The organism is Nonomuraea sp. MTCD27 (assembly GCF_041950495.1).
Classification (GTDB): Bacteria; Actinomycetota; Actinomycetes; order Streptosporangiales; family Streptosporangiaceae; genus Nonomuraea.
In genome coordinates, this window is the sequence record NZ_JBGNUW010000003.1 from 527,653 (window position 1) to 554,097 (window position 26,445).

Annotated in this window: 45 protein-coding genes; 1 reads left to right on the forward strand and 44 read right to left on the reverse strand. The window is 69.3% G+C overall.

Features of this window, described 5'->3' with window-relative positions:
- Positions 1-13: 13 nt before the first annotated feature.
- From terL to ACBJ59_RS10705, 12 genes are all read right to left on the reverse strand, one after another.
- A complete protein-coding gene (terL, locus tag ACBJ59_RS10650; RefSeq protein WP_375109985.1) occupies positions 14-1,543 on the reverse strand; it encodes a phage terminase large subunit in 1,530 nt (509 codons plus the stop codon).
- Entirely contained in the window at positions 1,540-1,815 is a 276-nt protein-coding gene (locus tag ACBJ59_RS10655) for a hypothetical protein (protein ID WP_375109986.1), read from the reverse strand. The genes terL and ACBJ59_RS10655 overlap by 4 nt, the downstream gene beginning before the upstream one ends.
- A 10-nt stretch (positions 1,816-1,825) precedes the next feature.
- A complete protein-coding gene (locus ACBJ59_RS10660) occupies positions 1,826-3,367 on the reverse strand; it encodes a hypothetical protein (RefSeq protein ID WP_375109987.1) in 1,542 nt (513 codons plus the stop codon).
- A 12-nt stretch (positions 3,368-3,379) separates the two neighbouring features.
- Positions 3,380-5,077, reverse strand: a complete 1,698-nt coding sequence (locus ACBJ59_RS10665) for a hypothetical protein (RefSeq protein ID WP_375109988.1) — start codon at positions 5,075-5,077, stop codon at positions 3,380-3,382.
- Between the two features lie 40 nt (positions 5,078-5,117).
- Positions 5,118-5,576, reverse strand: a complete 459-nt coding sequence (locus ACBJ59_RS10670; RefSeq protein ID WP_375109989.1) for a hypothetical protein — start codon at positions 5,574-5,576, stop codon at positions 5,118-5,120.
- 6 nt (positions 5,577-5,582) lie between these two features.
- Positions 5,583-6,047: a hypothetical protein gene (locus ACBJ59_RS10675; RefSeq protein WP_375109990.1), complete on the reverse strand. Its 465-nt coding sequence runs from the start codon at positions 6,045-6,047 to the stop codon at positions 5,583-5,585.
- A 28-nt stretch (positions 6,048-6,075) separates the two neighbouring features.
- Entirely contained in the window at positions 6,076-6,780 is a 705-nt protein-coding gene (locus ACBJ59_RS10680) for a hypothetical protein (RefSeq protein WP_375109991.1), read from the reverse strand.
- Positions 6,781-6,786: 6 nt separating this feature from the next.
- Positions 6,787-7,443 carry a hypothetical protein gene (locus tag ACBJ59_RS10685; RefSeq protein WP_375109992.1) on the reverse strand — a complete coding sequence of 219 codons (657 nt, stop codon included), beginning with the start codon at positions 7,441-7,443 and terminating at the stop codon, positions 6,787-6,789.
- 62 nt (positions 7,444-7,505) lie between these two features.
- Positions 7,506-7,913 carry a hypothetical protein gene (locus ACBJ59_RS10690; RefSeq protein WP_375109993.1) on the reverse strand — a complete coding sequence of 136 codons (408 nt, stop codon included), beginning with the start codon at positions 7,911-7,913 and terminating at the stop codon, positions 7,506-7,508.
- Positions 7,914-7,929: 16 nt separating this feature from the next.
- Entirely contained in the window at positions 7,930-8,217 is a 288-nt protein-coding gene (locus tag ACBJ59_RS10695; protein WP_375109994.1) for a hypothetical protein, read from the reverse strand.
- Positions 8,218-8,238: 21 nt separating this feature from the next.
- On the reverse strand, positions 8,239-9,291 hold the full coding sequence (locus tag ACBJ59_RS10700) for a LamG-like jellyroll fold domain-containing protein (protein ID WP_375109995.1): 1,053 nt from the start codon (positions 9,289-9,291) through the stop codon (positions 8,239-8,241).
- A gap of 10 nt (positions 9,292-9,301) precedes the next feature.
- A complete protein-coding gene (locus ACBJ59_RS10705) occupies positions 9,302-9,811 on the reverse strand; it encodes a hypothetical protein (RefSeq protein ID WP_375109996.1) in 510 nt (169 codons plus the stop codon).
- A gap of 51 nt (positions 9,812-9,862) precedes the next feature.
- Between ACBJ59_RS10705 and ACBJ59_RS10710 the strand changes: the two genes are divergently transcribed.
- On the forward strand, positions 9,863-10,150 hold the full coding sequence (locus tag ACBJ59_RS10710; protein WP_375109997.1) for a hypothetical protein: 288 nt from the start codon (positions 9,863-9,865) through the stop codon (positions 10,148-10,150).
- Here ACBJ59_RS10710 and ACBJ59_RS10715 read toward each other — a convergent pair.
- The 32 genes from ACBJ59_RS10715 to ACBJ59_RS10870 all read right to left on the reverse strand — a co-directional run bounded on the left by ACBJ59_RS10715 (position 10,147) and on the right by ACBJ59_RS10870 (position 26,181).
- Positions 10,147-10,398, reverse strand: coding sequence for a hypothetical protein (locus tag ACBJ59_RS10715; RefSeq protein ID WP_375109998.1), 252 nt, complete (start codon positions 10,396-10,398; stop codon positions 10,147-10,149). The two genes, ACBJ59_RS10710 and ACBJ59_RS10715, sit on opposite strands and share 4 nt — an antisense overlap.
- 96 nt (positions 10,399-10,494) lie before the next feature.
- On the reverse strand, positions 10,495-11,385 hold the full coding sequence (locus ACBJ59_RS10720) for a DUF6221 family protein (protein WP_375109999.1): 891 nt from the start codon (positions 11,383-11,385) through the stop codon (positions 10,495-10,497).
- Positions 11,378-11,686 (reverse strand): hypothetical protein, encoded by a 309-nt coding sequence (locus ACBJ59_RS10725; RefSeq protein ID WP_375110000.1) that lies wholly within the window; start codon positions 11,684-11,686, stop codon positions 11,378-11,380. The genes ACBJ59_RS10720 and ACBJ59_RS10725 overlap by 8 nt, the downstream gene beginning before the upstream one ends.
- Positions 11,679-11,891: a hypothetical protein gene (locus ACBJ59_RS10730; RefSeq protein ID WP_375110001.1), complete on the reverse strand. Its 213-nt coding sequence runs from the start codon at positions 11,889-11,891 to the stop codon at positions 11,679-11,681. Before ACBJ59_RS10730 ends, ACBJ59_RS10725 begins: the two co-directional genes overlap by 8 nt.
- Complete coding sequence (locus tag ACBJ59_RS10735) at positions 11,881-12,327, reverse strand: hypothetical protein (protein WP_375110002.1); 447 nt, start codon at positions 12,325-12,327, stop codon at positions 11,881-11,883. The genes ACBJ59_RS10730 and ACBJ59_RS10735 overlap by 11 nt, the downstream gene beginning before the upstream one ends.
- On the reverse strand, positions 12,324-12,767 hold the full coding sequence (locus tag ACBJ59_RS10740; RefSeq protein WP_375110003.1) for a hypothetical protein: 444 nt from the start codon (positions 12,765-12,767) through the stop codon (positions 12,324-12,326). The genes ACBJ59_RS10735 and ACBJ59_RS10740 overlap by 4 nt, the downstream gene beginning before the upstream one ends.
- Positions 12,764-13,177, reverse strand: a complete 414-nt coding sequence (locus tag ACBJ59_RS10745) for a helix-turn-helix domain-containing protein (RefSeq protein ID WP_375110004.1) — start codon at positions 13,175-13,177, stop codon at positions 12,764-12,766. Before ACBJ59_RS10745 ends, ACBJ59_RS10740 begins: the two co-directional genes overlap by 4 nt.
- Before the next feature lie 5 nt (positions 13,178-13,182).
- On the reverse strand, positions 13,183-13,545 hold the full coding sequence (locus ACBJ59_RS10750; RefSeq protein ID WP_375110005.1) for a hypothetical protein: 363 nt from the start codon (positions 13,543-13,545) through the stop codon (positions 13,183-13,185).
- On the reverse strand, positions 13,545-13,766 hold the full coding sequence (locus ACBJ59_RS10755; protein ID WP_375110006.1) for a hypothetical protein: 222 nt from the start codon (positions 13,764-13,766) through the stop codon (positions 13,545-13,547). Before ACBJ59_RS10755 ends, ACBJ59_RS10750 begins: the two co-directional genes overlap by 1 nt.
- A 71-nt stretch (positions 13,767-13,837) precedes the next feature.
- On the reverse strand, positions 13,838-14,131 hold the full coding sequence (locus ACBJ59_RS10760; protein ID WP_375110007.1) for a hypothetical protein: 294 nt from the start codon (positions 14,129-14,131) through the stop codon (positions 13,838-13,840).
- On the reverse strand, positions 14,128-14,334 hold the full coding sequence (locus tag ACBJ59_RS10765) for a hypothetical protein (RefSeq protein WP_375110008.1): 207 nt from the start codon (positions 14,332-14,334) through the stop codon (positions 14,128-14,130). The genes ACBJ59_RS10760 and ACBJ59_RS10765 overlap by 4 nt, the downstream gene beginning before the upstream one ends.
- The gene (locus ACBJ59_RS10770) at positions 14,331-15,086 is read right to left on the reverse strand and encodes a hypothetical protein (protein ID WP_375110009.1); all 756 of its coding nucleotides are present in this window, start codon (positions 15,084-15,086) and stop codon (positions 14,331-14,333) included. The genes ACBJ59_RS10765 and ACBJ59_RS10770 overlap by 4 nt, the downstream gene beginning before the upstream one ends.
- Before the next feature lie 4 nt (positions 15,087-15,090).
- Positions 15,091-15,357, reverse strand: a complete 267-nt coding sequence (locus ACBJ59_RS10775) for a hypothetical protein (protein WP_375110010.1) — start codon at positions 15,355-15,357, stop codon at positions 15,091-15,093.
- Positions 15,354-15,566, reverse strand: a complete 213-nt coding sequence (locus ACBJ59_RS10780) for a hypothetical protein (protein ID WP_375110011.1) — start codon at positions 15,564-15,566, stop codon at positions 15,354-15,356. The genes ACBJ59_RS10775 and ACBJ59_RS10780 overlap by 4 nt, the downstream gene beginning before the upstream one ends.
- Positions 15,563-15,763 carry a hypothetical protein gene (locus ACBJ59_RS10785; RefSeq protein WP_375110012.1) on the reverse strand — a complete coding sequence of 67 codons (201 nt, stop codon included), beginning with the start codon at positions 15,761-15,763 and terminating at the stop codon, positions 15,563-15,565. Before ACBJ59_RS10785 ends, ACBJ59_RS10780 begins: the two co-directional genes overlap by 4 nt.
- Complete coding sequence (locus ACBJ59_RS10790) at positions 15,760-16,044, reverse strand: hypothetical protein (protein ID WP_375110013.1); 285 nt, start codon at positions 16,042-16,044, stop codon at positions 15,760-15,762. The genes ACBJ59_RS10785 and ACBJ59_RS10790 overlap by 4 nt, the downstream gene beginning before the upstream one ends.
- 3 nt (positions 16,045-16,047) lie before the next feature.
- Positions 16,048-16,209 carry a hypothetical protein gene (locus ACBJ59_RS10795; RefSeq protein ID WP_375110014.1) on the reverse strand — a complete coding sequence of 54 codons (162 nt, stop codon included), beginning with the start codon at positions 16,207-16,209 and terminating at the stop codon, positions 16,048-16,050.
- Positions 16,202-16,813 (reverse strand): hypothetical protein, encoded by a 612-nt coding sequence (locus ACBJ59_RS10800; RefSeq protein WP_375110015.1) that lies wholly within the window; start codon positions 16,811-16,813, stop codon positions 16,202-16,204. The genes ACBJ59_RS10795 and ACBJ59_RS10800 overlap by 8 nt, the downstream gene beginning before the upstream one ends.
- Complete coding sequence (locus tag ACBJ59_RS10805; protein WP_375110016.1) at positions 16,806-17,501, reverse strand: hypothetical protein; 696 nt, start codon at positions 17,499-17,501, stop codon at positions 16,806-16,808. The genes ACBJ59_RS10800 and ACBJ59_RS10805 overlap by 8 nt, the downstream gene beginning before the upstream one ends.
- On the reverse strand, positions 17,494-17,982 hold the full coding sequence (locus ACBJ59_RS10810; RefSeq protein WP_375110017.1) for a DUF5662 family protein: 489 nt from the start codon (positions 17,980-17,982) through the stop codon (positions 17,494-17,496). The genes ACBJ59_RS10805 and ACBJ59_RS10810 overlap by 8 nt, the downstream gene beginning before the upstream one ends.
- Positions 17,975-18,202, reverse strand: a complete 228-nt coding sequence (locus ACBJ59_RS10815; protein WP_375110018.1) for a hypothetical protein — start codon at positions 18,200-18,202, stop codon at positions 17,975-17,977. The genes ACBJ59_RS10810 and ACBJ59_RS10815 overlap by 8 nt, the downstream gene beginning before the upstream one ends.
- 284 nt (positions 18,203-18,486) lie before the next feature.
- On the reverse strand, positions 18,487-18,735 hold the full coding sequence (locus ACBJ59_RS10820; protein ID WP_375110019.1) for a hypothetical protein: 249 nt from the start codon (positions 18,733-18,735) through the stop codon (positions 18,487-18,489).
- Positions 18,732-18,989, reverse strand: a complete 258-nt coding sequence (locus ACBJ59_RS10825) for a PadR family transcriptional regulator (protein ID WP_375110218.1) — start codon at positions 18,987-18,989, stop codon at positions 18,732-18,734. The genes ACBJ59_RS10820 and ACBJ59_RS10825 overlap by 4 nt, the downstream gene beginning before the upstream one ends.
- Before the next feature lie 33 nt (positions 18,990-19,022).
- Positions 19,023-19,814 (reverse strand): hypothetical protein, encoded by a 792-nt coding sequence (locus ACBJ59_RS10830; RefSeq protein ID WP_375110020.1) that lies wholly within the window; start codon positions 19,812-19,814, stop codon positions 19,023-19,025.
- Entirely contained in the window at positions 19,811-20,323 is a 513-nt protein-coding gene (locus ACBJ59_RS10835) for a DUF1643 domain-containing protein (RefSeq protein ID WP_375110021.1), read from the reverse strand. Before ACBJ59_RS10835 ends, ACBJ59_RS10830 begins: the two co-directional genes overlap by 4 nt.
- The gene (locus ACBJ59_RS10840; protein ID WP_375110022.1) at positions 20,320-20,655 is read right to left on the reverse strand and encodes a hypothetical protein; all 336 of its coding nucleotides are present in this window, start codon (positions 20,653-20,655) and stop codon (positions 20,320-20,322) included. Before ACBJ59_RS10840 ends, ACBJ59_RS10835 begins: the two co-directional genes overlap by 4 nt.
- Entirely contained in the window at positions 20,655-21,143 is a 489-nt protein-coding gene (locus ACBJ59_RS10845; RefSeq protein WP_375110023.1) for an NADAR family protein, read from the reverse strand. Before ACBJ59_RS10845 ends, ACBJ59_RS10840 begins: the two co-directional genes overlap by 1 nt.
- Positions 21,140-21,850, reverse strand: coding sequence for a hypothetical protein (locus ACBJ59_RS10850; RefSeq protein ID WP_375110024.1), 711 nt, complete (start codon positions 21,848-21,850; stop codon positions 21,140-21,142). The genes ACBJ59_RS10845 and ACBJ59_RS10850 overlap by 4 nt, the downstream gene beginning before the upstream one ends.
- Entirely contained in the window at positions 21,847-22,260 is a 414-nt protein-coding gene (locus ACBJ59_RS10855; RefSeq protein WP_375110025.1) for a hypothetical protein, read from the reverse strand. The genes ACBJ59_RS10850 and ACBJ59_RS10855 overlap by 4 nt, the downstream gene beginning before the upstream one ends.
- On the reverse strand, positions 22,257-22,976 hold the full coding sequence (locus ACBJ59_RS10860; RefSeq protein ID WP_375110026.1) for a GIY-YIG nuclease family protein: 720 nt from the start codon (positions 22,974-22,976) through the stop codon (positions 22,257-22,259). The genes ACBJ59_RS10855 and ACBJ59_RS10860 overlap by 4 nt, the downstream gene beginning before the upstream one ends.
- Entirely contained in the window at positions 22,973-23,242 is a 270-nt protein-coding gene (locus ACBJ59_RS10865; protein WP_375110027.1) for a hypothetical protein, read from the reverse strand. Before ACBJ59_RS10865 ends, ACBJ59_RS10860 begins: the two co-directional genes overlap by 4 nt.
- Before the next feature lie 377 nt (positions 23,243-23,619).
- Positions 23,620-26,181: a bifunctional DNA primase/polymerase gene (locus tag ACBJ59_RS10870; RefSeq protein ID WP_375110028.1), complete on the reverse strand. Its 2,562-nt coding sequence runs from the start codon at positions 26,179-26,181 to the stop codon at positions 23,620-23,622.
- Positions 26,182-26,445: the final 264 nt, after the last annotated feature.

Consider the following 26,445-nt stretch of genomic DNA (forward strand, 5'->3'; position numbering starts at 1 on the left):
GGCCCATCCCCGTTCAATAGTTGATCGACATGAGGTCGAGGCCGGTCGCGTTGCCGGTCGCCGCCGCGTACGCCTGCTCAATCACCGCGTCGTCGTAACCCGACACACCCGGCCTCCGCTGCGTCTCCGCCGGCACCCAATGCGCCCCAGCCACCCGGGCGGCGTAGGCCACCACGTCAGGCACGTCATCGTGCACCCCGTTCGGGAACGCGAGCAGCTCGTCCTGCCAGTCCTGCCAGGCTGGGAACCGGTCCTCCGGCGGGAACCACAGCCGGCCCGAATCCGCCCGGGCCGTGGCAGGCAACGCCCTGGTCAGCTTGTCGGCGTCGGCGTGCAACTCCTGCACCGGGACGCCCGCTTTGGCCGCCTCGTAGACGAGGGTGGTGCCGAACATGCGCGACTCGACGAACACCACGTCCGCCGACCAACGCTCGCGCAGCGAGCGGACGGCGGGCCAGTGCCCGGCCGGGTCCAGGCGTACCCGGATGCCGTCGAGCATCACCAGGTCCCCGTCGGGGGCGATCGCCCACACCGCCGCCACCGTGTAGTCCGCCGACGTGCGCACGCTGGCGGCGAGGTCGACGGTGAGGAACCGCCAGCAGTCCCGCAGATCCACGATGCGGCCGTCGAGGAGGAGCCGTTCGGCGGCGCCCTTCGTCCAGTGCCGCAGCGTGCTGCGTTTGAACAGGCCGCCGTCGGCGGGGGCGGGCCGCTGCTGGTAGAGCGCGGCCCACACGTACTCGCCGACGCTCTGCCGGATCCGACCCCAGTCCCGCTCCCCCCGAGCGGAGATCATCGGTTCGCCGATCGACCGGCCGAGCGGGTCGTCGTCGACCTCCGCGATCGCAGGGATACGTACCACGCGCCACCGCTCAGGCTCGTGAGCAAGCAGCCGGCCGGCAGGATCGTTTTCGTGCCAGCGGGTGGTGACCAGCACAACCCGCGATCCCGGGCCGAGGCGGGGGACTGCGACGGCCTGCCAGAACCGCCACGCCCGCTCCCGGTAGGAGGCGGACTGGGCCTGCTCCAGGTCCTTGAGCGGGTCATCCCAGAGGAGCACGTCGACGGGTTTACCAGCGAGCGCGCCGCCGACGCCGACGCAGTAGACGCCGCCCTTGCGGCCTTCGATCTGCCAGCGGCCCGCGGCGCGGGAGTCAGTGCGCAGCCGGATGCCGAGGTCGATGGTGTCGTCTTCGCCGTTGAACGTTTGGGCGTCCAGCTTGATGTCGGAGCCCCACCGGCGGGCGATCTCGTCGGCGTAGGAGACGATCGCGATGCGCAGGTCGGGGTCGTGGACGAGCAGCCACTCGGCGAACCGGTGCGAGATGCGGGAACTTTTTCCTTCCTGCGGCGGCATGCAGACCATCAGCCGGTCGTTGTCGCCGTCGGCGAGGGCGACGAGTTCGCGGTCGATGACGTCCAGCGCCGGGGTTTGCACAGTGGTCGGGTCGAGGGCGCAAGCCAAGTCGCCCGGGCTCGCCCACCTGCGGGGTTTGGGCTCGAATGCGCGGGCGGCGAACTCCCACGGGGACGTGACGGTCACGGGTTGCCGACGGTGAGCACGCCGGAGCGGCGAACCGGCCGCCGGTCGCCGATGGTGACCCGCGACCAGATCACGTACACGCCCGGCTCCAGCTCCAGGTCAGTTCCGGCGCCCACATGCAGGGACGCTTCGCCGTCGATCCAGGTCGCGTTCCGGTAGTCGGCGTCGACCGGCTCTCCCGCCGTCGCGGGTACGACGGCGATCTGGGCGGGCTGGCCGACCGCGTCCGGGCCCCACGGCACGAACACGTCCTCGTTCGAGGATGCGGGCATGGACGCCATGTCAGACCCTCCCCACCCTCGGTGGACGGACACCCCTGCGGGGCACCCGCACCGTGCCGACCGACCATCCTGTTTGCGGCGGCCCCGCCGTCGGCACGACGACCGGCCCGGTGTCCGTGGCGTATGCGAGATGGGCGGCGAGTGCGAGCTCTGCCCGGGCGGTCACGGCGATGCGGCGAGTGCCGGCTGCCGCCGCGGCGAGCCCCACCAGGGATAGGCCCGCCGCGGACGCTTTGTGCGCCGCCCCGCCACGCCCGGACAGGACGGTGCAGCAGGACGCGGCAACGATGATCCGGCGCCCGGTGCCGGCCCAGGCGGTGAGCGCCGGCCCGGCGGTGCTGGCTGCGGCTGTGATCCGGCGAGCGACCGGCACACCGGCCAGCAGCAGCACCGGTCGGCCGGCCCCGGCCGCGGTCTTCCGTGCGGCGGCCTGGCTTGTGAGGCCGAGCCGCGATGTTGCGGTGACGGCGCGGATGATGGCCTGCGAGTGGCGGGCCGCCAACGCAAGCGCCCCGGCTCCTGCGGCCGGTGCCCGTTTCGCCGCGGTGTCCACGCTCGCGGCGGCCAGCATGCCGGTGCCGCCCGCGCGCACGGTTTTGCTGGTGGCGCCGCGGGCCGCGAAGGCGAACCCGGTGTGGGCGGCGACGGCGATGGTGGCGACACCGCCGGCAACACCCGAGGTTCGGAACGCGAGCGGCGCCCGGCCTTGCGCCGGAGCCTTCTTCGCCGCGCCGACCCGAGCTGCGGCGGCCAGGAGCCCGTTCACTGCGGCGGTGCCGTGGTGTACGGCGGCGGCGTGGCTGATGGTGGCGGACGCGGATCGGGCCGCGGCCGGGAGGCGTTTCGCTGCGGCGGCCCGCCCCAGGGCGGCGACCGGCGCCACCACTGTCGAGGCTGTCTGCTTGCGGGCGGCCAGGGTGGCGTCGTACGCGGCTGTGCTGGCCGCTGACGCCGGTTTACGGGCTGCCGCGACTCCTGTGCTCGACAGCACACTGTTCGCGGCTGTGGAGGCCGCTACAGCCTTCCGCGTGCTGCCGGTCGCAGCCGTTGCGGCGGCCGCGGTCGCGGAGGCTGACGCCGTGTGGGTGCCGGATGCCCGTGCTGCCAGGGCTGATGCGGCGCGGACTGTCGGTGTCGCGGTCTTCCCGGTGGCGGCGTACCCGGATGCGGCGACCGCGCCGGTTGTGCTGGCCCGCACAGCCTTGCGGGCGGCGAGCAGAACGGCGGCGGCCAGCGGCGTGCGGGCGGCGACGGTGGCGGCCTTGCGTGCCGTGGCGGCGGCCGTGGTTACGGCGGCGGCCCGGCTGCTGGGGGTGGACACCTTGCGTACGGTCGCGGTGGACGTGCTGGCGGCTGATGCCCGGGCGGTGGAAGGGGTCGTCTTGCGTGCGCCCCCGGCCGCTGCGATGCCGACGCTCGAGACGGCGACGACCCGGGCCACCTTGACCGGCTGCGCCCGCCCGGCCAGGCCGAGCGGTGAGGCGCCTGCCACGGCGACGGTCGGCGCCCCGGACGCGGACTGCGGCAGCAGCAGGACCGGCACGCCCGCCCCCTCCTAGAACAGCTTCAACATCAGGGCAGGCATCCCATTGGCGACGTTCGCAGGCGTCAGAGCCGGGGCGACATCGGCAAGCGCGCCAGTGCCCTGCGAGGCGAGCTGGTAGCCGCAGCCGAGCAGGACAAGGCCGGTCGTCTGGTTGACGTTCGGCAGCTGGAACGCTGACGGCCCGTTGAGCTTGGCGACGGCCTGGGTGCCGGGGTGGGTGATGCACTTGATCGACAGCCAGTACAGGCCAGGGTCAAGGGTGATGTTGAGGCTTCCCGCCCCGCCGGTTGGTGAGGCGGCGATGACGCCCGCGGTCGGCGGGATCGTGAACACGCCGCCGCTCGTGACTTCGGTGACGAGGGTTTGCGGGTAGCCGAGCCATCCGACGTCGTCATAAATGCCCCACCGGATCGTGTCGCCGGTGGTGCCGCCCGTGGTGACGGGGATGCCGATCTGGATGTAGCGTTCCCGCCCCTGAGAGATGATCCACGGCAGCCAGTACTGGGTTTGGACCGTCATCACCCCGGCGGTGCCCTGCGAGGTGTGCTCCGGCGCGTACCAGATGCCGGTGATCCGGTTGCGGATCACCGCGCCTTGCCGAGGGGACGGCGGGTTGAAGTTTGCGGCGATGCCGTACTCGGTGGTGGGCGTCATGCGGCGCAGCGCCGTCATGCAGGCGTCGGCGCAGCGGGCCGCGCCGAGCTCGTTGGGGTGCAGGCCGTCCCACAGGTAGGCGGCGTTCTTGTTGATCGCACCGTCGAGGTCGGCGATCTGTACCATGGCGTCGAACTCGGCGGCCAGCGCGACGATGTCGCTGTTGAGGTCCAGCACTTCCTGGTCCTTGGCGGCCTCGCTGCCAGTCCAGTTGCTGTAGATGGCGTATCCGGTGGCGGTAAGCCGGGCCACGTTACAGACGATGATCGGCGGGGCGGCTTTGGCTTCCAGCCACCACGCATCGAAGGATACGGAACCGCCTGCGTCGAGCGCCGTCACCGTGACGGTAATGGTCTGCCCGGCGTTGGCGGAGGTCAGGTTCGTGATCCGGCGGACGCACTTGGAGTGGTTGAACAGCACGTTGTTGATGTTGGAGACGCTGAAGGTGCCGGTCACCCCGGCGGTCCCGCCGAACGTCACCGTCCCGCCATTGGTGGACTGCCCGTCGAAGCAGACCGCCACCACTTCACCGGCGTAATCCGCCGGGAGGGTAATCGTCAGGTTGGCGTTGGTCAGCGCCGTCGCGGTGTGCGTGCTGTTCCCGAGACTCCATTCCGAGGTGCCGTTGACCTGCGTGAACCCGGCGCCATAGGCGATGCCGGACGCGGCGGTGTTATCCCAGACGCGGGCCGCCCGCCACAGCGAGATGCACGCCCGCATCGTGTGGATGAAGTTGGTGCGCAGCGCTGCGAACGTGGACGGCCCGGTGCCGTTCCCGCCCAGGTCGTTGATGCCGTAGCACATGAGCAGCGCGCCGCCATCGGCGGTGTATGGGGCGCCGCGGCCCGTGTTTTTGCCGCACTCCTGGAACAGCCGGCCGAACCCCCCGAGTTTGCGGCCCTGCAGAATCAGCTGGGCGCCGGAGACGGCCCTGTTGCGCCAGTTGGTGTACTCGATGTCGAGCATGGCCCGGAAGATGGCGTCGAACCGGCCGGTCTGATCCACCGACCCGCCGGTGAAGGCGAGGTAGCTGTGCCCGGCCGTGTTCCACATGTCCGGATTCGAGTACAGGGTGCGAGGGAAGACGCCCATGTCAGCTAGCCGTGGCCAGGGTGGACAGGATGGTGCCGCCGGCGGACTGTCCGAGCATGCTGATCGCCAGCGTGGCCAGCTCGGGCGGGACTTCGTACCGGTCGCCCGGGTCCAGATACCAGTGGTGGGCCGCGGCGGTGGGCGCGGTCGAGTCGAACCGCAGAAAGACGCGGGTGGGGGCGAGGGACACCATGACGACGGTGACCCTCCCCGCGTCGGCGGCGATCTGGCTGGTCGACGCGGTCGTGCTGACCGTCCACGTGTTGGTGGTGATCGCGGTGGCGCGGGCTTCGCGGACGATCTGTTGGTGGTCGCCGCCCGTGATCTGGAAGGTGTCGATGTTCGCGCCGCTGCCGGGCGTGATCGGGACTGCGCTATCGGCCACGACACCCTCCGCGAACGTCCAGACGAGGCGGCGGGTACGGCGCGGCAGCGTGGAGGCCGGCCCGAACAGCGGCATCAGCCATCACAGCTCTCGAACCCACAGCGTGCCCGAGAACACGGCGTCATCCGCCAGCGCGGTCAACAGGCGGACGCACAGCATCGCGTCTGCCTGGTCGGCGCGGGGGCGCATCGCGTCCGGGAAAATCTCGTGCAGGCCCCCACGCACGTTGAAGCAGTCGGCGATCACCGTGAGCGGCGTTCCGACCGTGGCGGGGGTGGAGGCGACGGTTTCGGCGGTGAACCCGGCCGCGCCGGCCCGCGGGTCGAGCGGGCGCGGAGTGGCGGTGGTGCCGTTGCCGGTGGTGGCGTTGTCGGTGACGACCGACCAGGCAATCTGCTCCTCTTGGGCGTCGCCGAGCTCCGACTTGCAGGTGATCCACACGGCGACGAGTTCGACGGGCCGGTCGTCGGCGGGGGTGATCTCGAAAAAGTCGTGGTCGCCGCTGGCTGCCGCCACCGTCTGCTGGTCGAAGACGACCGTGTACACGTCCCGCTGCGCACCCATCACGTCCCCCTCACAACTGGAGTAGCGCACCCATCAAGGGGCGGCGAACAAGCGGCGGGCCGGGGACGGCGGCGCTGGTGGTGCCGACCAGGGCGCCCATCCACACGCAGCGTTTGTCGGAGCCGGTACATGATCCGGTCACAGGACCGGTGCTGCCTTCCGTGGGGAACGGGGCGTCGCAGATGGTGACGAGGCCGAAGCCGCCCTGCGCCCGCTTCACGAAGCCGGCCGGGCTGGCAGGCGCAGTCCAGGTGCCGCCGGACCAGTTCGTCGCCGCCCACACGACCAGCCGGTCCGGGCCCAGCGTGGTCACGTCGACAGCAGGCGTCACGGTGTTGCTGGCGATGTCGGTGGCGGTGTCGGTCGGCGAGTCGAACGGTGTGCCCGCAGCCACCACGGGGCTGTACAGGGTGGCGACGGCTTCCACGTAGCGGGACGCCCCGAGGGCGAATGTGTAGGTGCCGGCGTCGGCCCCGGTCAGCCTTTTCACCCACACGAACAGCGAGTGGGCGCCGGAGCCCGCCGCGATCTGCGACGGTGCCCCCTCCGCATCCGCGAAACCTGCGTCCGGTGTAGGTGTAAGGGCGGCGCCGTCCACGAACATGGAGACGGCCACCAGCTTCCCGGCCGCCGTCCCGGACGGCACGGTCACTGCGGGCGACGCGGTCTCCTGCGCCAGATACGTGCCGGCCGCCTCGAAGACGGGCGCAGCCATGAGCGGTCAGATGCCGGTGGCGTCGAGCACGAGCGCGCCCACCGCGACCGTGATCTGGCCCTGACTGCCGAACGTTTCCGGGATCACCTTCTGGAAGAACAGTTCGCCGCTGCCGGTGATGTTGACCGACGCGCCGCCACTGGTGAGCGACACTTCGAACGTGTCCGTCGCCGCGGTGACCACGTGGTAGATGACGCCTTCGGTCAACCCTGCCGGGAGGGATTCGGCGAACACGTTGAACAGCATCACCCGGTCGCCGTCGACGAGGCCGTGCCCGGCGGACTGGATGGCGTCCGCGGTCACCCCGGCGGTGTCGACGGTGCCGAACCCTTTCACGGTGCCGTTGATGGGGGCGTAGCCGAGAAAGTTGTTGGTGTTGCCGGTGCCGCCGGTGTTCCAGAACGTGAGGAAGCCGTAGGTGCCGGCGGGCACGTCGAAGGTGAGCGCGCCGGTGTTGGCGACTTGGCCGCTGGCCGGGGTGCCGAACGTGACCGCCTGCCGGGCGTAGGCGGGGGAGCCGCCGGTGGCTTCGCCGGCGTTGGCGTTCGTGCCGGTCCCAGGGTCGGTGAGCGTGTGCACGCCGATGTGGGTGATGATCGACGCGACGCCGCCGCCCGTCCCCGACTTGAGGCTGCTGTTTTTGCCGAGGTCGTTGAACGGCACGGTGTACCTCCGATGGGGTTCGCGGACGCGTGCCGCACAAGTGGGGAGAGAAGGGGCGGGGGTTATCCGGCGGGCATGGTGACGGTGCCGGACACCAGGTCGACCGCCACCCCGACAGAGATCGTGAGCGTGTTGAGGTTCATGTCGGCGCCGGACGTGCCGACCGAGCCGTCGAACACTGTGGCGCCGGTGGAGTCCTTGGCGCGGAACCATCCGGCCGTACCGGCTGCGCTGCCGGTGGTGGAGCGCGGGGTGAGCAGCAGGGCGGCGACTCCGCCGGTAGCAGCACCGAACGCCGGATCCGCCAGGGTGAACGTGGCGAGCACCGTGCCGCCCGCGGCGTCGTTGGCGCTGGCCGGCTGGGAACCGGACCGCACTTCGATGGTGGCGGCGCCGACGCCGGCGTCGAGGGCGTCGACGATGGCGTCGGCGGCTGCGTTGCGCACGCTGGTGGGGATCCTGAACGCCATCGGCCCGCCCCTTTCCTTAGCTGATGTGCAGGTCGAACGGGCCAAGCACGGGCACCTCAGGCGACGATGTGATCTTCACCCAGATGCCGTACGTGACGCCTTTGGCGAGCGGCAGCGGGGTGGCCGGGCCGACCAGCACGGCCGCCGACGGGCCGACCCAGGTGGCTGCTTTCCAATCCCCGGAAACCGGGTCCTGGCCTTGCGGGATGACCGCCATCTGCACCGTCAACGAGGTCAGATTGGCCGGGCCGTCGACGATCGGGATTTTCACGTATTCGACCGACAGGCTGGGGATCGTCAACACCGCGTCGCACCCCCTCGGCTGTCAGGTGGTCGGCGGCCCGGCAGTCCAGCCGCGGCGGCCGGCGCCGGCGCCCCACGTGGGGCCCTCCGCCGCCGCCCATCCGCGCACAGGCTCCGACGCCGTAACGGTGATGTCGTTGGCCGGAATCTCCACCTCGCCGGCGAACAGTCCGGCCGCGGCAGGTAGAACGCCGGCCGCGGCCGCCGACACTTTGACCGTGCCGGCCATGGCGGCGGTCGCGGCGGGCAGAATCCCGGCAAGGTGGTTGGTGTCGACGTCGCCGGCCAGACTCGCCGCAGCAGCGGGGGCGACCCCGATGAGCGTCCCGGACACTCTGACCATGCCGGTTGTGGTCGCAGTCGCAGCGGGCAGCACGCCGGCGAGGTCGCCGGTGACGGGCGGCAGCGCGGCCGGGATGACGATGCGGTGGCGGGCGGTGCTCCAAGCGATCGGCGGCCCGTCGTCCTGCGCCGCTCCGGTGCCGCCGGACAGGGTTTGCCCGCCGCCGCTGTAGTCGACCGTGGAGGGGGCCAGCAGCGGATACCAGACGCGCAGGTTGGAGGTGCGTTGCGGCTGGTAGGTCCAGGATTCTTTTTCGAGTTCTTCGGCGGTGAGGGCGGCATCCCACATGCGGACGCCGCAGATGGATCCGTTGAACCAGTCGCTGGCGGCCGTGTTGCCGAGCCTGATCGTGTTGGCGGAGACGGTGACGTTCGATTGGCTGGGTGTGCCGCCGATGAACGTGGCCGTTCCTGCGGTTCGGATGCGGACCCGCGCCAGACCTGGGTTGGTTGTGGCGGACAGGCCGATGAACACCCACTGGTCGGCGGCGAGGGTGTGGCCCATCAGCCCGAACCATGCCGATGATTGCGTCTGGAAGGCGAGGGCGGTGCCGTTCCAGGCGGAGACGCGCAGGTAGCTGGTGCCGCTGCCGTCGTCGATCTGCCAGATGATGGAGGCGACTGTCCGGTCGACGGCGAGTTTGGCCCAGCAGCACGCCGACCAGTCCGTCACCGATCCGAGGGTGATCGCCCGCGTGTAGTGCTCTCCTGACGCGTCGAAACGCACCGCCACCAGGGTCCTCCTAGGTGTCGGAGTAGGAGAGCCGGACGCTGGTGAGGATCACGTCGGCGGTGGAGGTGTCGCCGGCGTCGCCGGGCAGCCGGGAGATGCGGAGCCACGCCTCGTCTCCGGCGGCGACCGCGTCGAGGTTGGTGATGGTGATGGTGGCGCGTTGCAGCCGTTGCGCGGTGGTGCCCGGGTGGGTTTTGGTGACCTGCTGGGCGGTGGCGAACGCTTTGGTTTCGACGTCCTGGCTGTCGGTTTCCGGGGTGATCGCGGCGAGCGCGGCTTCCCACACGCATGCGCCGGCGGTGGAGGAGTCGTTGTAGAAGACGATGTCGCAGGTGATGTTGCCGGAGCCGTAGGCGGCTGGCTCGAATTTCCAGTAGGCGCGTTCGGCGGAGGATCCGGCGCCGTCGTAGGCGAGCCCGCTGACCGGGAAGTTGGTGCCCTGGTTCACTTTGAACTGGGGGAACGCGGTGGCGGCGAGTTGGGCTTCTTCGGGGGTGAGGTAGAGGCGGACGGTGGCCACATCGTCACCCCCGCCTCGACTGCAGCCGAACAGATGTACGAGAATGGTGGGATGGTGGTGACGCCCGGTACCTGCACGATGTGGCATCAGAACCCGCGCCCGATGCTGCGCGCCGCCCTGTTGGATGAGGGCGGGCCGCAGCGCAGCGTGAAACCGCGCCAGCCTGTTGAGGTGTTGTGCGATGACGGGCGGTGGCATGCCGCCGTGCTGGAAGCTTGGCATCAGGGGGCGGCCGGGTTGGAGTGTTTCATCTCCTGGTATGCGGCGCCGGCCAGGCTGTATATGGGCTGGTTCGGCTACAGTCCGGCCGGGATCCGCCAGGTGGGGGAGAGTGGTTAGGCGGCGTTCTGCCAGCGGGTGCGGAGTGTGTCGCGCAGCCGGTCGCGGCCTTCTGCCGTGTCGGGCACGTTTTCGCCGCGCGCCATGCAGCCGTCGATGGTGGCCAGGTCGTTCCAGTCGTAGTAGGTGCGGCGTTCGATGCTGCCGAGCTTGCGCGCGCCGTAGCGGCTGCCCCAGGAGCGGATGGTGGCCGGGTCTTTGCCGAGGCGGCGGGCGGCGTCTGCGGCGGTGATCGGCTCGGGGTCCATGGTGCACCCCCGTAAAGCAGTAATGCCCTCCGCTTGTCGCGTGAGGGCATTCGTGTGCTGTCTGCGTGAAGTGTGGCACAGCAGGTCAGGAGGGTGTCAAGTCGAAGGGTCGATCAATGACGCGTTCGGGCGCGCCACCAGTTCTAGATTCATTTGCTCAGTGAGTCGATCGGCTGCCGCTCGCATGGCTGCACGCTTGGTGTCCTGCTCTTGCCTGACCTCGGCGCGGCTTTTGCCTCGAGGGTCCTCGTCCTCGTTCCGCCTGAGCCACTTGTGGTTCTTGATGAGCGTCTGAACGTGCCCATTCCATTCCTCGTGCAGTTCGCGTGTCTTCCGCGTGCCGTAGAGCGCGACCTTCGCGCGGGCGGCCACCTGCTCGTCCGGCGAGGGGAACGGCGAATCCTCCGGCTGCTGAACGTGGATGACGGCTGTGGTGTAGTTGACTACCCCGGTGACGGCGTAGACGGACCTGAGAATGTCGAGGTAGGCGTCTGCGCGGCGGGCTTCCCTGGCTTGGTCGAGAGACGCGGACGTGGTCTGTATGGCCACCGTCTCGGCGTGCCGACGGCCCTGGTGCCCGGCCCACCATGTGAATGCGGCTCCGGCGATACCGGTCAGCCCGGTTGCCACGGGTGCGACCCATTCCCACGCCATCGCCCCAGTATGGGCCGTGCGGACGCTTACGGCTTTCCACTCTTCCCGATATCCGTCCATGTCGGCGTACGGCGTGGCCAGCAACTTGACCGCCGTGAGCAGCCCGTGCAGTTCGCCTGCTGGCGCGGTGTTCTGCCCGTAGTAGGCGCTGGCCTCGACATACTCGTCGAGGATGCGCTGCTTGGCTTCCAGGTCGCGGTCCATGCCGTCGGCGATCCCGACCAGATGCGTCCCTGTGCTGGCGGACACGAGCTTCGACAAGGTGCGGAGCATGCTCGCCTGCTCGGCTGTCTCGCGCCAGCGCACCTTCAGGAACGCGGACAGGTCATCCACGCTGCTCAACCTTCCCCCTCTCCCGCCTAGCGATCTCGGCGTACATGTCCGACAGCAGATATGCGCCGCTCGACGTCCACACCTCCGCAGGAACGCCCACCAGGAAGTCGTACGCCTCCTCAGGAGCCCGAGCGATCAGGTCGTTGCGCAGGGACTGCCCCATCCGCTGCGCCTGCAGCAGCAGGTCGGCGTTGGCGGCGAGGTGGCGGGCGCGCTCCTCGATGCGGATGTTCAGGCTGGCCATGGTGGCGCGCAGCGTTTCGGCGAGCGCGGCGACTTCGGCCAGGTCGCCTTCAGTCATGCTGGCCTTCTCTCCGGAGCCTGGTGACGACGTGCCCGTAGCAGAGCGCCATCCCGTCCACGACGGTGATCGCCCAGAAGATTTGCGGCTCTTGCTCGCCGCTGTGTCGCGCCGCGTCGATGCACTGCCAGCACAGCAGCCCCGACTGGTTGGCTTCGCGCAGAAACTTTTTGAGATCGAAATCAGGTTCGGGATCACTCGCCACGGTCGCGCACCTCCAACTCGCGCACCCTCGCGGCGAGCCGACGCAGTTCGGCGGGCGCTTGCTGCATGAACTCGACGACCGCATGTGCGTCGGGGTCGTCGGCCATGTGCACCTTGTCGTCGATCCACAGCCAGTCGCGGTAGTACTCCTCGTCGCCCACGTGCGTGACCTTGGTCCAGTCGATGCGTTCGACGGCGGCCAGCGGCGCGTCAAGGTCGGTCATGGTGATCAGCTCCCCGTTCTCGTCGATGCCGAGGTGGTCGCAAAGCTCCCGGACGGCTTCGACGTTCGGGCCAGCACCCTTGACGCCGCACGTGCACCACCAGGTGCTGTGGCCGGTCGCGCGGGTGACGAGGTTGCCGTCGTCATCGAAGGTCTCGTACTCGCCCTGATCAACGGCCACCTCGTGGCCGCCGACGGTGATCGAGTTCCTCATGCGGTGCTCAACTCTTCCCACTCCGCCTTGTAACCGAGCTTGACGCGCAGCCGCCCCGGATCGACCTTCATCACCGTCTTCAACGGCAGCCAGCCGCCCGCGCGCCGCTGGATACCAGCCGCGTCGAGCGCGCCTTGCAGGATCCTGTCCGGGTGGTAGTCCACCTCAAGCCGTCGGAACGCGCTCCCGACGTGGGGCTCCGTCTCGACGGCCTTGGCCCAACTGGCGTGCTCGTCGCGGAGCATCTCCAGGATCGCCTGTTCCAGGTGTGTGGCGAACGCTTCGACCTGTTCGGCGGTCACTGTGGCCGTGGACATGGAACGGGCACCGAGGGTGAGGATCTCCTGCATGGCGTCGCCGGTGCGTACGTCGCCGTCGGCCGTGAGGTGGTTGGCCCACCAGCGTGCTGCGGCGTGTGCTTCGCGGGTTCCGTCGTTCATCTGGTGCTCAGCTCCTCGTCGGCCAGGGCCGCCAGCATCGACGCGGCGGCGGACAGCTCGCGCAGCTGCTCGGGCTGCATGGTGGCGAGCGCCTGCAACGTCCCCGTCAGGTCCCCCCGATACGCGTGCTCCATCGCCTGCCGGGCCGCCTCAACATGCTCTGCCTGGGCCACCCCTCGGGGCTCGGTGATGCCAGCGAGGCGCAGCCCTTCAGCGAGGTCGATGTTGAGCGCCTGGCACAGCTTGTGGACGGTTCGAGTGATCGGCGGTCGGAGTTCGGTGGCGAGGCGGTTGTAGGTGACTCGGCCGATGCCTGCGCGGCGGGCAAGTTCTTCTTTGGTCCAGCCGCGTTGGGTCCGTTCTTGTTCGGCGCGCTGGTGGAGCGGGGCGGCTGGGGGAAGGTTGCCCATGCTGCTCATCCTCGTCTCACCCTCCTGCGGCTGCGTCTGGCGTACTCGGTCTTCATCGCCCGCCGGCGGATCTGTTGCGCCTCGGCGAGCTCGCGCATCTGTGAGCTGTTCGCGATCGTGGCGAACGCCTGGACGACCGCCCCCACGTCGCGCAGCATCTGCTCGGCGAACGGCGTGAACGCATCGACGAACGCCTGCACTTGACGGCCCAGGTCGGCGAAGGCGCGTTGGGCCGCCTCAGGGTCGATCTGCAGGACGGGCCGCTTGGATGATTCGGCGGTCCACACCATGGCGTCCTCGGTGCAGCCGTCCCAGGCGATGACGTCGTCGATCCGCTCGAGGATGTCGAGTTGCGGCTGATCAGACATCAGTCCTCCGGCGCGAACGTGATCGCGATGACGGTATCGAGACCAAAGTTGTGCTCGCGCACTTTGCCCGTCTCGGGATCGTGTTCATCCATCCTGACCAGGTCCATGTCTAAGCTCACCACGATGCCGCTGAATGCGGCTCCACTGGTCAGGTACACCGTCACGTTCCGGGATCGGGTGCGGGCCATGTTCAGGATCTTGCGCCAGTCGGTAAAGGTCACGTCTCTTCGCCCCTCGGTCTTGGCTTCGCGTCCCACGGTAGGTGGGCGCCCTGTTGCGGGGGTAGGCCGCTTCAGTTGTTCGGCGGGTCTTCGCCCACGTACAGCACATCGCCGCCCACCACCATCACCGCCGCCACCGACTCCTCCGAATACGGATCACCCGACGCCTTCACCGCCGAAATCATGTCGATGACCGGCCGCAACGCAGCGCCGACAGCCTCGACCACCTCCCGCAGGTGAGGGCTCTCCTTCTCCCGCAAGCACACATCATCGACCTTGGCCATCGCCTCGGCCATGCTGACGCCCTGACGCTCGGCGAGATGCTTGGCGACGACCCGGCGCGTCCCCTCATCGGACTCGATCATGCCCCAACCCCCTGGCCGTCCTCTTGATCCTGGTCCACGGTCGACTCATCCCACGAGTAGCCGCAGCGCAGGCACACCCGCACCAGCCGGTCACCCCACAGCCCGTTACGCGGGTTGCGCTCGCTGAACGTCGAAGACGCGCCCACGTTGCCGCACTTCGGGCAGGTCGGGTCGTCGCCGGAGAACGGCGGAAGGTGGCTCACGCACCCACCTCCTGCCGCTGATGGTCGTGCTCGTCCGCCTGCTCGGCGTACTCCCGGTCATGCTCCTGCTGGGTGAGCAGCCGGCCGCACACACACTCGAAGTAGCCGTCATCACGCCTCGACACCTGCCGTTCCTTACAGCGCGGGCAGCGGATCGGCGACCCCTTCGCCACCGGATCCGCCTTCGCCATGACGCGCAGACGGCGCTGCCACCTGAGCACCCCCAACCCGAACTCGACGCTGCCCGAATGGAGAAGGATGTCGTCCAACTGGTCGAGCAGCCAGCCGACGGTGACAGCCCGGGCGTGCGCGCCGCGCGCCCGACGCGGCCGGGCCGGATAGCGGCGGGCTTCCCGCCACTGGTCTTCGACTTCGACCAGGAACCCGAACGCCTCGTCCAACGTGTCGATGATCGTCTTATGGTCGGGAGCGGACGCGCCGTTCGGGCCGGCCAGGGCCGCGCCGCGATGCCCGTCTACGGCGGCGGAGAGAAGGGCGGCGGTGTCGTCGAGCTCGGCCAGGGCGACGCGGATGGTGCGGCAGCAGCGTCCACACCAGGCTGGGGCGGCAACCGCGTACGGCACTGTCGGGGGCGCGGGTGGTTCCGGTTTCGGGCCGCGCTCTTCGGGCCGGGCGGCGACCCATTTGAGGATCGCCTCGACGTGTTCGGCGGCGGCCAGGTCGTAGTCTGTCCAGGCTTCCCGGTAGCGGCGGTTGCATTTTCCGGGGCACGAGTCGGGGCTGATCGGCACGGTGCTATTCCCCCTCGGTGAACGTGATGTACGGCAGTCGCTGGCCGCGTCCGGCGCGGGTGCAAGTAGGGCAGATCGCGGTGTCGCCGGTGCCGTCTGGTTTCGGGGTGGCGGCGATCATGCCGTTGGTGTCGCGCCATTCGTGGCCGCCGAACTCTCGGCCGCAGAGCGGGCAGGGTGTCCAGAAGTAGCCGAGGATGTCGGCGAACGCGCGGTGCGCCCGGCGCCACGACTCGGGTACAAGCAGCGCGAACGGATGTGGGCGACTCATCGGTGTGCCTCCCTGACAAGGTCGTAGAAGATCAGAGACGGTACGGCGTACGCCGCAAGGAGGGCGGCGAGAGCGATCGCGCCGAGAATGACGAAGTCGATCGTCTTGAACGTTTGCTCGCGGTGGTTGAGCAGAAAGATGAGGCGTCCGCTCACCAGATGTCCGACCGCGCAAACCAGCAGGGCGATGCTGACCCAGAGAGCGGTCATCGGCGTGCCTGTTCGTTGGCGGGCGGCAGGAACAGCTTGGCGGGCCAGTGGCCGTCCATGGTTTGGGTGCGGTGTTCGCCGCAGTCGCAGACGGTGAGGATGATGGTGGCCGGGCCGGGCACGATGGCGTATTCGCCGTGGGCTACCGACTTTGCGGTCCAGCGGTGGCGGTGGAAGAGGCGGCGCAGACGGTTCACAGGCGCCCCTCCAGTACGTCGATCGTGAACGGCTGGTCCTTGAACATCCAGATCTCGCCCTCGGGCACCAGCTTGTGCCCGATCACCCGCACGTCCGGGTGGTTCTCGCACCAGGCGGTGACGCTCTCGACGTCGGCGGGCGGGCAGAAGACGGTGACGCGCGGCTGAAGCCGTCGCCACGCTTCGAGGATGCCGGCGGCGGTGACCTCGGGTTCGGGGTAGTTGAGGCCGTCGTCGATGATGCTGCCGGGCGGTGCGATCCACACTCGCGGTTGATCCACAGGTCAGTCCTCCACTTCGTCCATGTCGAAGCTCATGCAGTGCGCCGCCGTCAACTCGTACGGCATCTCCGACCCGTTCACGGCGGCGAGCACGTGCTGCAGGACGACGGCGCCGGCGGCTGGCGTGCGGAAGGTGAGGGTGAGGCTCACGTGCGGGTCAGCCACGCTGGCCTCCTTCGAGGGCGTCGCGTACGCGCTGCGCGGCAGCCGGATACTCGGCCACGCGCTGCGGGTCGCCGGCGTGGTTCATCACCAGGTCGAGGTCGGCCAGGAGGACGGCCACGTACCTGCCGGCCGGGCCCGTGAGGGCCTCGCTCAGGTCGCGCAGCACCTGCCGGCCCCACGCCCGGTCGACGGCGTTGGCGGCGTGGACGGCTCCGTACGCGTAGGCGTCGGCCACGGTGCGGACTCGGGTGAGGACGCCGTGCACGTGGGCGAGCTCGGCCTGCGCGCCGTCGTGGTCGGCCATCATGCAGCGGCTGGCGTCGGCCCTGTCGGCGATGATCTGCTCGGCCCAGGTGTGTCGTCGTTCGGGGGTGAGGTCGTTCCAGCGGCGGATCCACTGGGCTGGTGTGGGTCGGACGCCTTCGGCGGCGGGTTGGTCGGATTCGCCGGCGCGGAGGCGGGCTACTTCCGCGCGCAGCTGGTTGAGTTCGTCCGTCGCGATCAGGGTCATGTCCGTGGCGGGCGGGTCGTAGTGGACGAGTCTGGTGATGTGGCGGCCGTTTTCGTCCACTGCTTCGACGATCTCGTGGTCGAGCTCATCCACGATCGGCCTCCGTGTTGGTGAGGGCGGTGCGGATGTGGTCGGCGCACGCCTGGTAGCCGCGCTGGTACTCGGTGGTCTCCTGGCTGATGTTGAGCCGGATGGTGACGCGGGCACGGGCGATCGCGGTCTCAGCGCGGGTGGCGCGCTTGTGGAGGACGTCGTTCTGCCTTCCCATCTCCGCCTGCAGGTCGGTGAAGCGTTGCCGCCAGTGGTCGCGCTCCTGCTCGGCCGTGGCGATGTGCTCGGCCGCCTCCTGCCGGGCGGCAGCGATCTCCGGCGCGGCCTTCTCAGCGGCGCGCTGCTCGATGTGCTGTTCGAGGCGGTCGATGCTGTTGAACAGGGTCTCGCCGAGCCGGTCGAGCTGACGGTCAAGGAAGCTGGGGACGCGGGCACCGGCCACGAGGTCGGCGGTGGGCGGGACGTTCGGCCAGGTGTAGGTGACGTCCCCGTTGGGTTCCCTGATGGCGAGGCGGCTCCACTGGCCGCTCGACTTCGGCGTGGGCGGCGCATCGTTCACGCGGGTGATGCGGAAGGACTGCGGGATGCAGAACCGGGTGCCGTCGTCCTCGTCGATGACAGCGCAGGGCTCGTCGCCAAGGGCTGCGAGTGTGCCGGTCCACGAGCTGCCGGTGTGGGGGTTGGTGATGGTGACGCGGTGGCCGAGGAGCGCCATCAGGTCTTCACGCACGGTCGGCCTCCTCGCCAGGGATCCAGCCGAACCACTCGGCGGTGTTCCGGAGGATCTGCTCCAGTTGCGGGCTGAGCCCGAACCGGTGGCGCTGGATCTCCAGGCTCTCGGCCAGGTCGCCGTCGTCGTGCCGCTCGGTGGCTGCCTTCCAGTCGGCGAGCATCTCGATCAGGTCCACGAGGGTCATGTCGTTGACGCCGTTGCGGAAGTGTTCGGGGTGGTGCCGGTTCACGGCGTAGTGGTGCTGGAGTGCCGGGCCCATGGCGTCGAGGAAGCCCTTGTACTCGTCGCTGCCGTACGTGGAGTGCTTCAGCTTGGGCGTGTACTCGTTGAAGATCTCCAGCTCGGGCGGCTCGGTCTTGGACAGGTCGTGCCTGGTCGAGCGCTGCACAAGTTCGGTGATCGCCTGGCCCATGAGGGTGCCGACGCGGAGGGAGTGCTTGAGGGTGTCGGCGGTGCTGTCGTAGGTGCTCTCAGGCATTGCGTGCCTCGTCTCGGATCGCGTTCAGCAGGGCTCGCTCGTAGGTGGTCTTGTAGCTGTTCACGGTGTCGAATTCGGGCTCTCGGCCGCCCGCAGCCTGCATGTAGTGATCGATGACGACACGCCAGCATTCGCTTGTCATGCCGTGATGGGTGAGGTGCATCAGGCAGTCGCCGAGCATCTCGGGCTCAGTCGTGGTGTCACGCTCGGGGTTCGCCACGATCGCCTCCTATCCGTGCCAGTCGGGGGACTGCATGTCGACGATCCGCGCCTCTTCGGCAGCATCAACCTGTTCTGTGTCGCACAGCATCCCGTTGAATGCTTCTCTACGCCGCCCAGTTGAAGCGTGAGCGGCTTTCACGCCGGGGCCGGTATCCGTGGACGCCGAGTCGGCAGAATCGCGTACAGGGCCGCGCGCACGGGTTCGGGTCGTCGAACAGACCGCGCAGCGTTGCGTCACCACACGGCCGATCTGCTCGACGGTGATCCAACGGTGACGGTGCATCAGCGGCCACCCGCCTCTACACGGTCACGCTGCCGAACAACGACGAGCACGACATACAGCCACACCGCGTCGCTCAACCGAGGCAGAGACCACGACCACTCGACCCCGAGCGAGGGGCCGAACACAAGGCCGAGCACCAGGCCGAGCACGGAGGCGACGGCCCACACCGGGACGGCGAGGCGGAGAACGCCCGCGGTCCTGGACAGCGGCGGAGCGGCGATCACACGCCAGGCGCGACGAACCATCATGATCCTTCCCTGGCGGGCAGCCGAGAAGCCAGGGCTTGAATTCCGGCACGACCCCGCTCGGTGACCTGGTAGTAGCGGCGGAGCGGACGGCCCAGCAGGTGCGGATCGGTCGCCTCCCACCGGGAGGTGAGCCAGCCGCCGCGTTCGAGGCGGGCCAGGATCGGGTACAGGCAGCCGCTGCGCAGCCCGGTCGCCGCCGTGATCTGCGCGCCGTACACCTCGCCCTCCGTGCCCGCGAGGTGGGCGAGGACGATCGCGGTGGAGCGGGTGAGACGAACCGCCCGGCGTCACGTCCCCGCCCCCAAATTCAGCCGGGCCAGCGCACTGTCGGCCGCCCGCCGAACCCTGTCCTCCGCATCCGCCACGTCGCGGGCCCGCCGCTGAAGTGCCACATGCTCCCGGCAGTACTCGCCGAGCGCAGCCACCACCTCATCCACCGAGAAGCGGCGATCGTCCACGCGGGACACCCACTCGCGCAGACCCACACCCATCGCCGCCTCGAACTTTGCGAGCAGGGCGAGCTGATCTTGCGTCTCGAAGTCGAGCTTCGACGCACCCACCTCTGCGCGAATCTTGCCCTCCAGGGCGAACATCTCGTTGCGGTGGTCCTGCTTGAGAAGCCAGATCTCGTGCGCACGAATGTTGTCAGCCCTGCCGACCAGGTCCGCGAGCAGAGGAATGGTCAGCTTCGGGGCGCGCTCGGCGGGCTTGACGATCACCTTGAAACGGCGGCGGTTCGCTGCGGCGGGTGGCTCCATGAGCCCCCACCCGGACGGCACCTCATCGGGACTGATCATTTTCGGCGGGGCGACCACCCAGAAGCGGCTGGAGTACGGCCACCACGCTTCCGCTTTGGCCGGGTCGTCGAGTTCTCGCAGCCAGTCGGACCGGGACGTTTTGAGCTCGTGCACGTCGATGCCGTGGCCGCGCGATGCCCACACGCCGATGCGCAGCAGATCGCAGCGGCGGTTCGACCCAGGCGCCACCACCTCCGGCAGCAGCACCTCGCCGTCCTGGGTGGTGCCGGGCTTGCGGTAGTGGCCGATCAGCGCATCCATCAATTGCTGAGTCGATGTCACGGCACACTCCAGGGGATCGGTTCGAGGTGGGCGGGCTGGTAGAGCGGATGCACCGGCTGGCCATCCCGGGCAGCCCGTAAACACACCGGCCCCAGCGGGGCCAGCAGGGCGGCGGCGCGGCGCCAGCGGTCGCCGGCCAGACGCGGCCAACGCCCGGTACCCCACGCGGCGACGACCCCGGTTACGCCGTCCCAGCGACTCAGCCATTCCTCGTTGTCGGGGCCGACCGGGTCGGCGGCGTCGAGCAGTTGGCGCGGGCTGGTGGCGCGGAAGGCGAACAGGTTGCGGACGACGATCCCGCCGAACCCCCACCGGCGGGCAAAGCCGACACACCGCCTGATCGTCGGATCGTCTGCGCAGGCGTCGGCGGTGGACGGGTTGAGCATCACCCAGCCGCACACCGGCAGGCGGCCGTCCCATGTGCGCCACAGCGTGTACCGGTACGGACCGTCGATCACCGCGCCCGACGCGGTGTCGTCGGCGAACAGCGGCTCTTGGGCGAGTGTCACGTCCCCACCTCCTGGCCGATGATCGGCGGCAGGCCCGACACCGCCACGCTGTACGGCTGACGCGCGGCCATCACGCACGACCGAGGCCGGTGCGGATGATCGCGCTCGCAGTACGGCAGCCCGCGCTCGTCGAGCAGGAACTCCCACACCCGCACCGACGGGCAGTCGATCAGGTGGACCTCGAACCGCCACACAGCGCCAGGGTTGAGGCCGTTGGCGCGCATCCAGGCGAGCATGTGCAGGTGCATGTCGTCGTCGTAGAATCCGTGGCGGTCGGCCGGGTCGCGGCTGTAGACGTCGAACACGTACACCGGTTCTGTCGCGGCGGCCATCACAGCACCGTCCCCCGAAGCTCGGCGCGGCGGGCCATCAGCAGCGCACCCAACCAGTTCGCACCCGACCGGGAACACGCCGCCCGACCGCATCGGCAGTCGCCCCAATGCTGGTCATGCCACCGGTTCCCCTCCACCAGCGTCGCGTCGCCGGTGGACAGCAGGACGGCGCCCGCCCGGCTGCCCGGCGTGAACTTGGCTTCGAGCACCATCCGCATGGCGGCGTACCGAATCTGCTCGTCCCAGCCCGGGCGCAATGTCGCACGCCGGCCCAACCGCTTCGCCTCGCCCGGCGTGGGCGCGGCCAAGATGGCGGCCCGCTCCGCCAGATTCACGGTCTTCGCCGCGTTGAACGCGTGCTCCCCGGTCGAATACGTCACCTCGCGCCCTTCGAGCTGCGAAAAGATGGTGACCGGGATGGGGGCGAAGTTTGACAGCGCCACCCACTCGCCCCGAAAGTCGCTGATGATCCGTTGCGTTGTGGTCATGCGATCACCTCTCCGGTGATGGTTCGCAGCACGCGCGGCACAATCTCCGGCACCCGTGCCTGCTGGCCAGACGTGAGTTCGAGCTCGGTCAGGATCTGGCGGATCGCGCCGGCCAGCAGAGCGCCCTGGCTCTCAGCAAGGCGGATCTCGCGTTCGGCGATCCCCATGTCGTGGGCGACCTTCGCGTAACGGACCGTCCGATCCCGCTCCTCCGCCTCCAGCTTCGTCAACCCGCGGGCCGCCTCACCCGACACGTACACGCCCACCGACGGCGACGCAGACCGGGTATGCCCGATCAGGCCGGCACCCGGGCCGAGCGCCGGATCATCCGACCGGACCCCACCCGAACCCGCCCCGTCCCGCCGCGCCTCCTCCTGCGCCTCCTCCACCTGCCGTTCAAGCAGCGACGAGTAGAAGCGCGACCGGGCGAAACTCATCTGCAGCATCGCCATCACCGCAATGGACGGCGGCACGTCCTGCCGGCCCGGCACCGCACGCCACGCCGACATCGCAGCGCCCTTCGCTCGCGCCACCGCCGTCGACACGCCGGCATGCGTGTAGCAGGCCGCCGTGCCCTTCACCGCCAGGGCGTGGCACGGGCCCTTCGACCGCTTCGACGTCTTCGTGCACTCCCAGCGTTCATGCTGGTCACACCACTTAGCGCCCGCCGAACGCATGAGGTCATCGCCAGCCAAGAGGGCCGTCACGACGCACTCTCAGGGGTGCATTCGTGGTCGCGGGTGCCGGGCTCGTACAGGCCCGACCGCATGCCTTCGACGCCGCACACCTCCCACGCCTCACGCCTCGCCATCTCGCACAGCGCGGTGATGGCATGGTCGGGCGGCCATGCTTCGGCGGCGGCTTGGGTGAACAGTTGGAGTTCGCCGGACTCGGGTTCGAGGTTGAGCCACGGATACCCGTCGGGGTCGGTGACACCTTCCAGCGCGGCGAGGCGGGGGTCGCCGTCGGCGACGGTGGCGCGGACGTGTTCGGCGACCTGGTGGAGGTATCCGGTGAGATGGGGCTGCGGGTGGAGACTGGGGCAGGGCGGGTGGGCGCTCCAGGAGGCGAGCGCTTCGAGGGCGTCGGCGAGCCGGCATGGGGCGGGCAGGGTCACGGGGTGCTCCGTTCGGGGGTGTGGATGATGTCGGTCTCGTTGGTGGCGGAGAGGATGCGGAGCGCTTCGGTCCACATCCAGCCCTCGCTGGTGGGGAAGGTGGCGATCAGGCGTGCAGAGAGACGCTCCATCTCGGCGGTGTCTCCGCGGAGCTCCGAAGCGACAAGCGCCTGTTGCGCCGCCAGAAGGTTGGTTGGGGCGACGCTGACCGCCCGCCATCGGCCTGCGTTGATCGCGATGTCTTCGTCGTGGGCGAGGCCGTGCGCCCAGAGCCAGTGCGCAGCGATTGCTGCGAGGCGTTCATGGACAGCGGCGACACGCGCGGGTACGGCGTAAGGCTGGTTCGTGTAGTGCAGTTCGAGGGCAAGGTCGTCGCGGTTGATGTAGACGCGGATGTGGTCGCCGCGATGTTCGGTGTCGAGATAGGCGCCATTGGGGAGCAGTCGGTGTTCCCATCCAGGGGTGGCGGGCTGCTCTTGGTCGGCGCGGCCGGCGATGTTGTGGCGCGGGTTTTCGGTTCGGATGGCGGTGAGCTCGGCGTCGAGTGCGGCTTCGCGGGTGGGGTGGTGCTCGAGCGTGATGCGTGCGACCTGGCCCCACCATGGCTTTTCGGCTCGGTGTTGTTCGAAGCGGCGGCCGGGGTTGCCTGCGACGCCGACGTAGAGCAGCCGGTCGGCGGTGTCGTAGAGCCGGTACAGCGTGGTCGGCTGGGTCACTGGGTCTCCTCGGGCAGGTGGACGATGTAGGGCTGGCGGCAGGGTCCGATCCGGTAGGCGCGGCCGGGGGCGGGCTGGTGCCAGTGGGTGCCGTCGCAGTGCGGGCAGGCGATGACGGCGTAGGGGCCGATGCGGCGGGCCGGCAGCGTCAACATGACGAGGCAGACCTCGACGGGGCCGGTCTTGGCGGGGCGTCCGCAGACGACGGCGCAGCCGTGCTGGCACACGCCTTCGCCTTCGATCTGGTCGCAGACGAGGCACGTCATGGCGCAGGGAACGTGTTTCGGCCATGGCCGGGGCAGGTCGAGTACGTGGTTGCGGAGCCGCCGTTTGGCGGGCTGGGGTTGGCGGTGTGGGGACAACGGCGGCGGGTGTTGCCGGCTCGGGTTCGTCCCAGAGGGTGGGTTGTTGGTCGAGGAGCGCGCTGCGGCGGACGATCATCGCGCACCGCCGAAGGTGTACAAGGTGTAGGTGTACATCGGGTTGGGGGTGAAAAAACAGTTTCCTACAAACCTACTACAACTCTCTGACCTGGGATTATGAGTTTCAAAATGCACTTCGCGCGTTGCAGATAGACCTACCCCCCGTGTACATGTACACGTGTACACGCTTTTCCTGGGGTTTTCTCCGACGGTGTACACCTTCATGACGGCCTCGCATCCCCCGGCGACACCTGGTCGCCGTCGCCAGAAATCCACCCGAGCGCCTCAGCAAGATTCAGCGCCGCAGGCAACAAGTCGCGGTCCCGATACGCGATCGCCTTCAACAGCGCACCCCGCGTCATCCCACCCGCCTCATGCACCCGCTTCGCGGCGCGCCGAGCCACCCGCTCAATGTTGCGATCCGAGCTCGCCTTCGCCGTGTGCGCCCGCAACTCCCGGTCCACGTGCAGCTTGGTGCGCTTCTCGTTCTCCTCGGCCGCGTGCCGGGCCGCGTACTCGAGCAGCGCGTCCCGCAGCTCGCACGAGGTGGCCCACACCTGCTCGGCGAGCTGCCAGTCCTCCACGGTCACGTCGAGCCGGTCGTCGAGGATCGCGAACAGCACGCTGAGCTTCACCAGCATGAGCGGCTTGTGCGAATCCAGCGGCGGCAGTTTGAGTTCGCCGGTGGCGCGGGCCCGGTCGTCGAACCTGATTTGGCGGAGCAGCGGCACCGCGAACGTCGCCTTCGGGGTTTCGCCGAAGCCGCGCCGCATCAACGTGAGGTCGAGCGGGCCCGGCTCGTCGACCACGTCTTCGGGGATGGCCGGGTCGATGCTGGAGCACCACAGGAACCGTTGCGGCGTGCCCGCGGGCGCGTCTTCCAGGAGCGGCAGCGCGGTTTCGGGCTGGAAGCCGACGACCATGCCGAGGCTGTAGGTGCCGGATTCGATAACGCGGGTGTTGACTTTGTGGCCGTTGAACTGGCCGATGGTGCCGCCAGTCCAGGCTCGGCGCAGCGATTCGCCGACGGTGGCGCCGAGCCGGCCGAACAACTGCTTGGTGAGGGATTCGCCCTCGTCGGCGTAGAACAGGGCGTTGTGCCGCACTTGCATGCGGACGACCTCGGTTTTGCGTTCCCCTTTCTTGGGTCCGCTGCGGAAGACTTCGTCGGTTTCGACGTGCTGTTCGCCCATGTACGCCTCGGCGATGCCTTCGCCGGAGCCGAGGGGGAGTTCGTCGAGGAAGTCGATGCGGGCTGGTGCGGGGAGGAGTCGGCGGGGAATCCACGCGGCGGAGCTTTTCCCGCTGCCGGAGGCGCCGAGCAGGATGACGAACATGTTCATGCAGGCGGGGGAGCCGACGCCGGTGTCTGCGCGGAGCTCGGGCGGCAGGAGGCTGGACAGCCGGGCGAGGAGGCCGCCGAGGACGATGTCGCCGGAGCGTGCCCGGGCGTGGGCGGCTTGCCGGATGTGGCGGAGGGTGGGGCGGGCTTCCCAGAAGTCGTCGGGGAGGAGTCCGCGGCGCCGGGCTGGTACAGCCTCCCAGCCTTCGTCGTCGCCGACGGCTGCGGGGTCGTCGGCGGGGTCGTCGGCGGGGTGCGGCGGCAGGTCCTCCGGGGCGGCGTCGCGCACGTCGGTGGCGGCGGGCGCCGGTCGCGGGGTTCGGTCGGGCAGGGGGCTGCCGTACCCTTCGGCTCGCAACGCTTTGGCGGCGCGCTTGCACGTCTCGGGCGTGATGGAGCCTTCGGTGATGAGCGTGTATGCGGCGAATTTGTCGTACGGCTTCTCCGCTTCGAAGATCGTGCTGGTGGAGAACACGTACAGCCGGTCGGCGGCGTTGCGGCCGGTGGTGGCGGAGATGCCGCGGTCGTCTTTGCCTGCCCGCCGCCAGTAGGTGACGCCGCCGCGCCAGTACACCTTGGTCCAGCCGAGCATGCTGGCGAGGATGTCGTCCCAGGTGGCGCGCTGGTTGTAGTCGTCGCCGGGCCGGAGTTCGCCGGATCCGTTGAGTTGCCGTGTCCGCGGCTCGGTGGTGGGTGGCTGTTCGTCTTTGATGGGCATCTGGTCGAGGGCGCCGGCGAGGTGGTGGAGGGCGTCGCGGTCTTCGGCGGAGATGAGCGGGATGGTGGCTGGCCCGCCGGCGCGGAGTTCCCACGCGCCCCCGTTGGCGTGGGTGCGGCCGGCGGATGGGGCGATGACGACGAATCCGCCTTCGCCGCGGGTTTCGATGAGCACCTGCGGCAGGTCGGAGGGGTCGGTCAGTTTGTCGTGGTTTTCCTGCTTGCGGGCGCGTTCGAACGCGTCTTCTTCGGCGTCGATGGCTTCCTGGAGTTTCGCCTTGTGGGCGGCGAATTCTTCGGCGGTGGCGGGCCGGCGGGCGAGTTTGGTGTTGCCTGCGACGCCGCCGATGACCCGGTACAGGATGTGGATGCCGCCGCTGGGGGTGACTTCGAGGTATCCGCTGGTGACGGTGTGCCATAGGTCGCCGAGCCCGGATGCTTCGGCGATGTCGACGAGTTCGTTGAGGACGCCTTCGGCGATGGCGCGGCCTTCGAATTCGAGCATTTCGAGGCCGCCGGAGACGCGTCCGCAGACGACGCCGAGCCCGTCGTAGCGGTGTCCTGCGAACCAGGCGTCGAGCTGGTCGACGGTGGGTTGCGTCTGCCGGAAGTGCTTCCATTTGGCGCCGTCGGGCCAGGGCTGTTTGGTGCCGTTGGTGGCGGCGGGGATGACGCACAGGCCGTGTAGGTGGGCGTTGCGTGCGGCGTGTTGGAGCTCGCTCACGCCGCCCCCTGGCGTGCGTGCGGGGTTCCGCTGCGGCTGGCCGCTGGTGTTTCAGGGTCCTGCTGGGTGTTCAACGGTCCCCCTGGTGGTTCGGTGGTGCTCGAGCGGGAGGTCTTGCAGGGGTGGGGCGGGTGCGGTGTCAGCGGCGCAGCGTCAGAACAGCGGGTCCTGGGCTCGGTCCTCGAGTTCTTCCTCGACGACGGGCCCGGCTTTCTCGGCGAGGCGGCGGTGGCGCGGCGCGCAGTCGTCGCAGGTGAGGGCGCT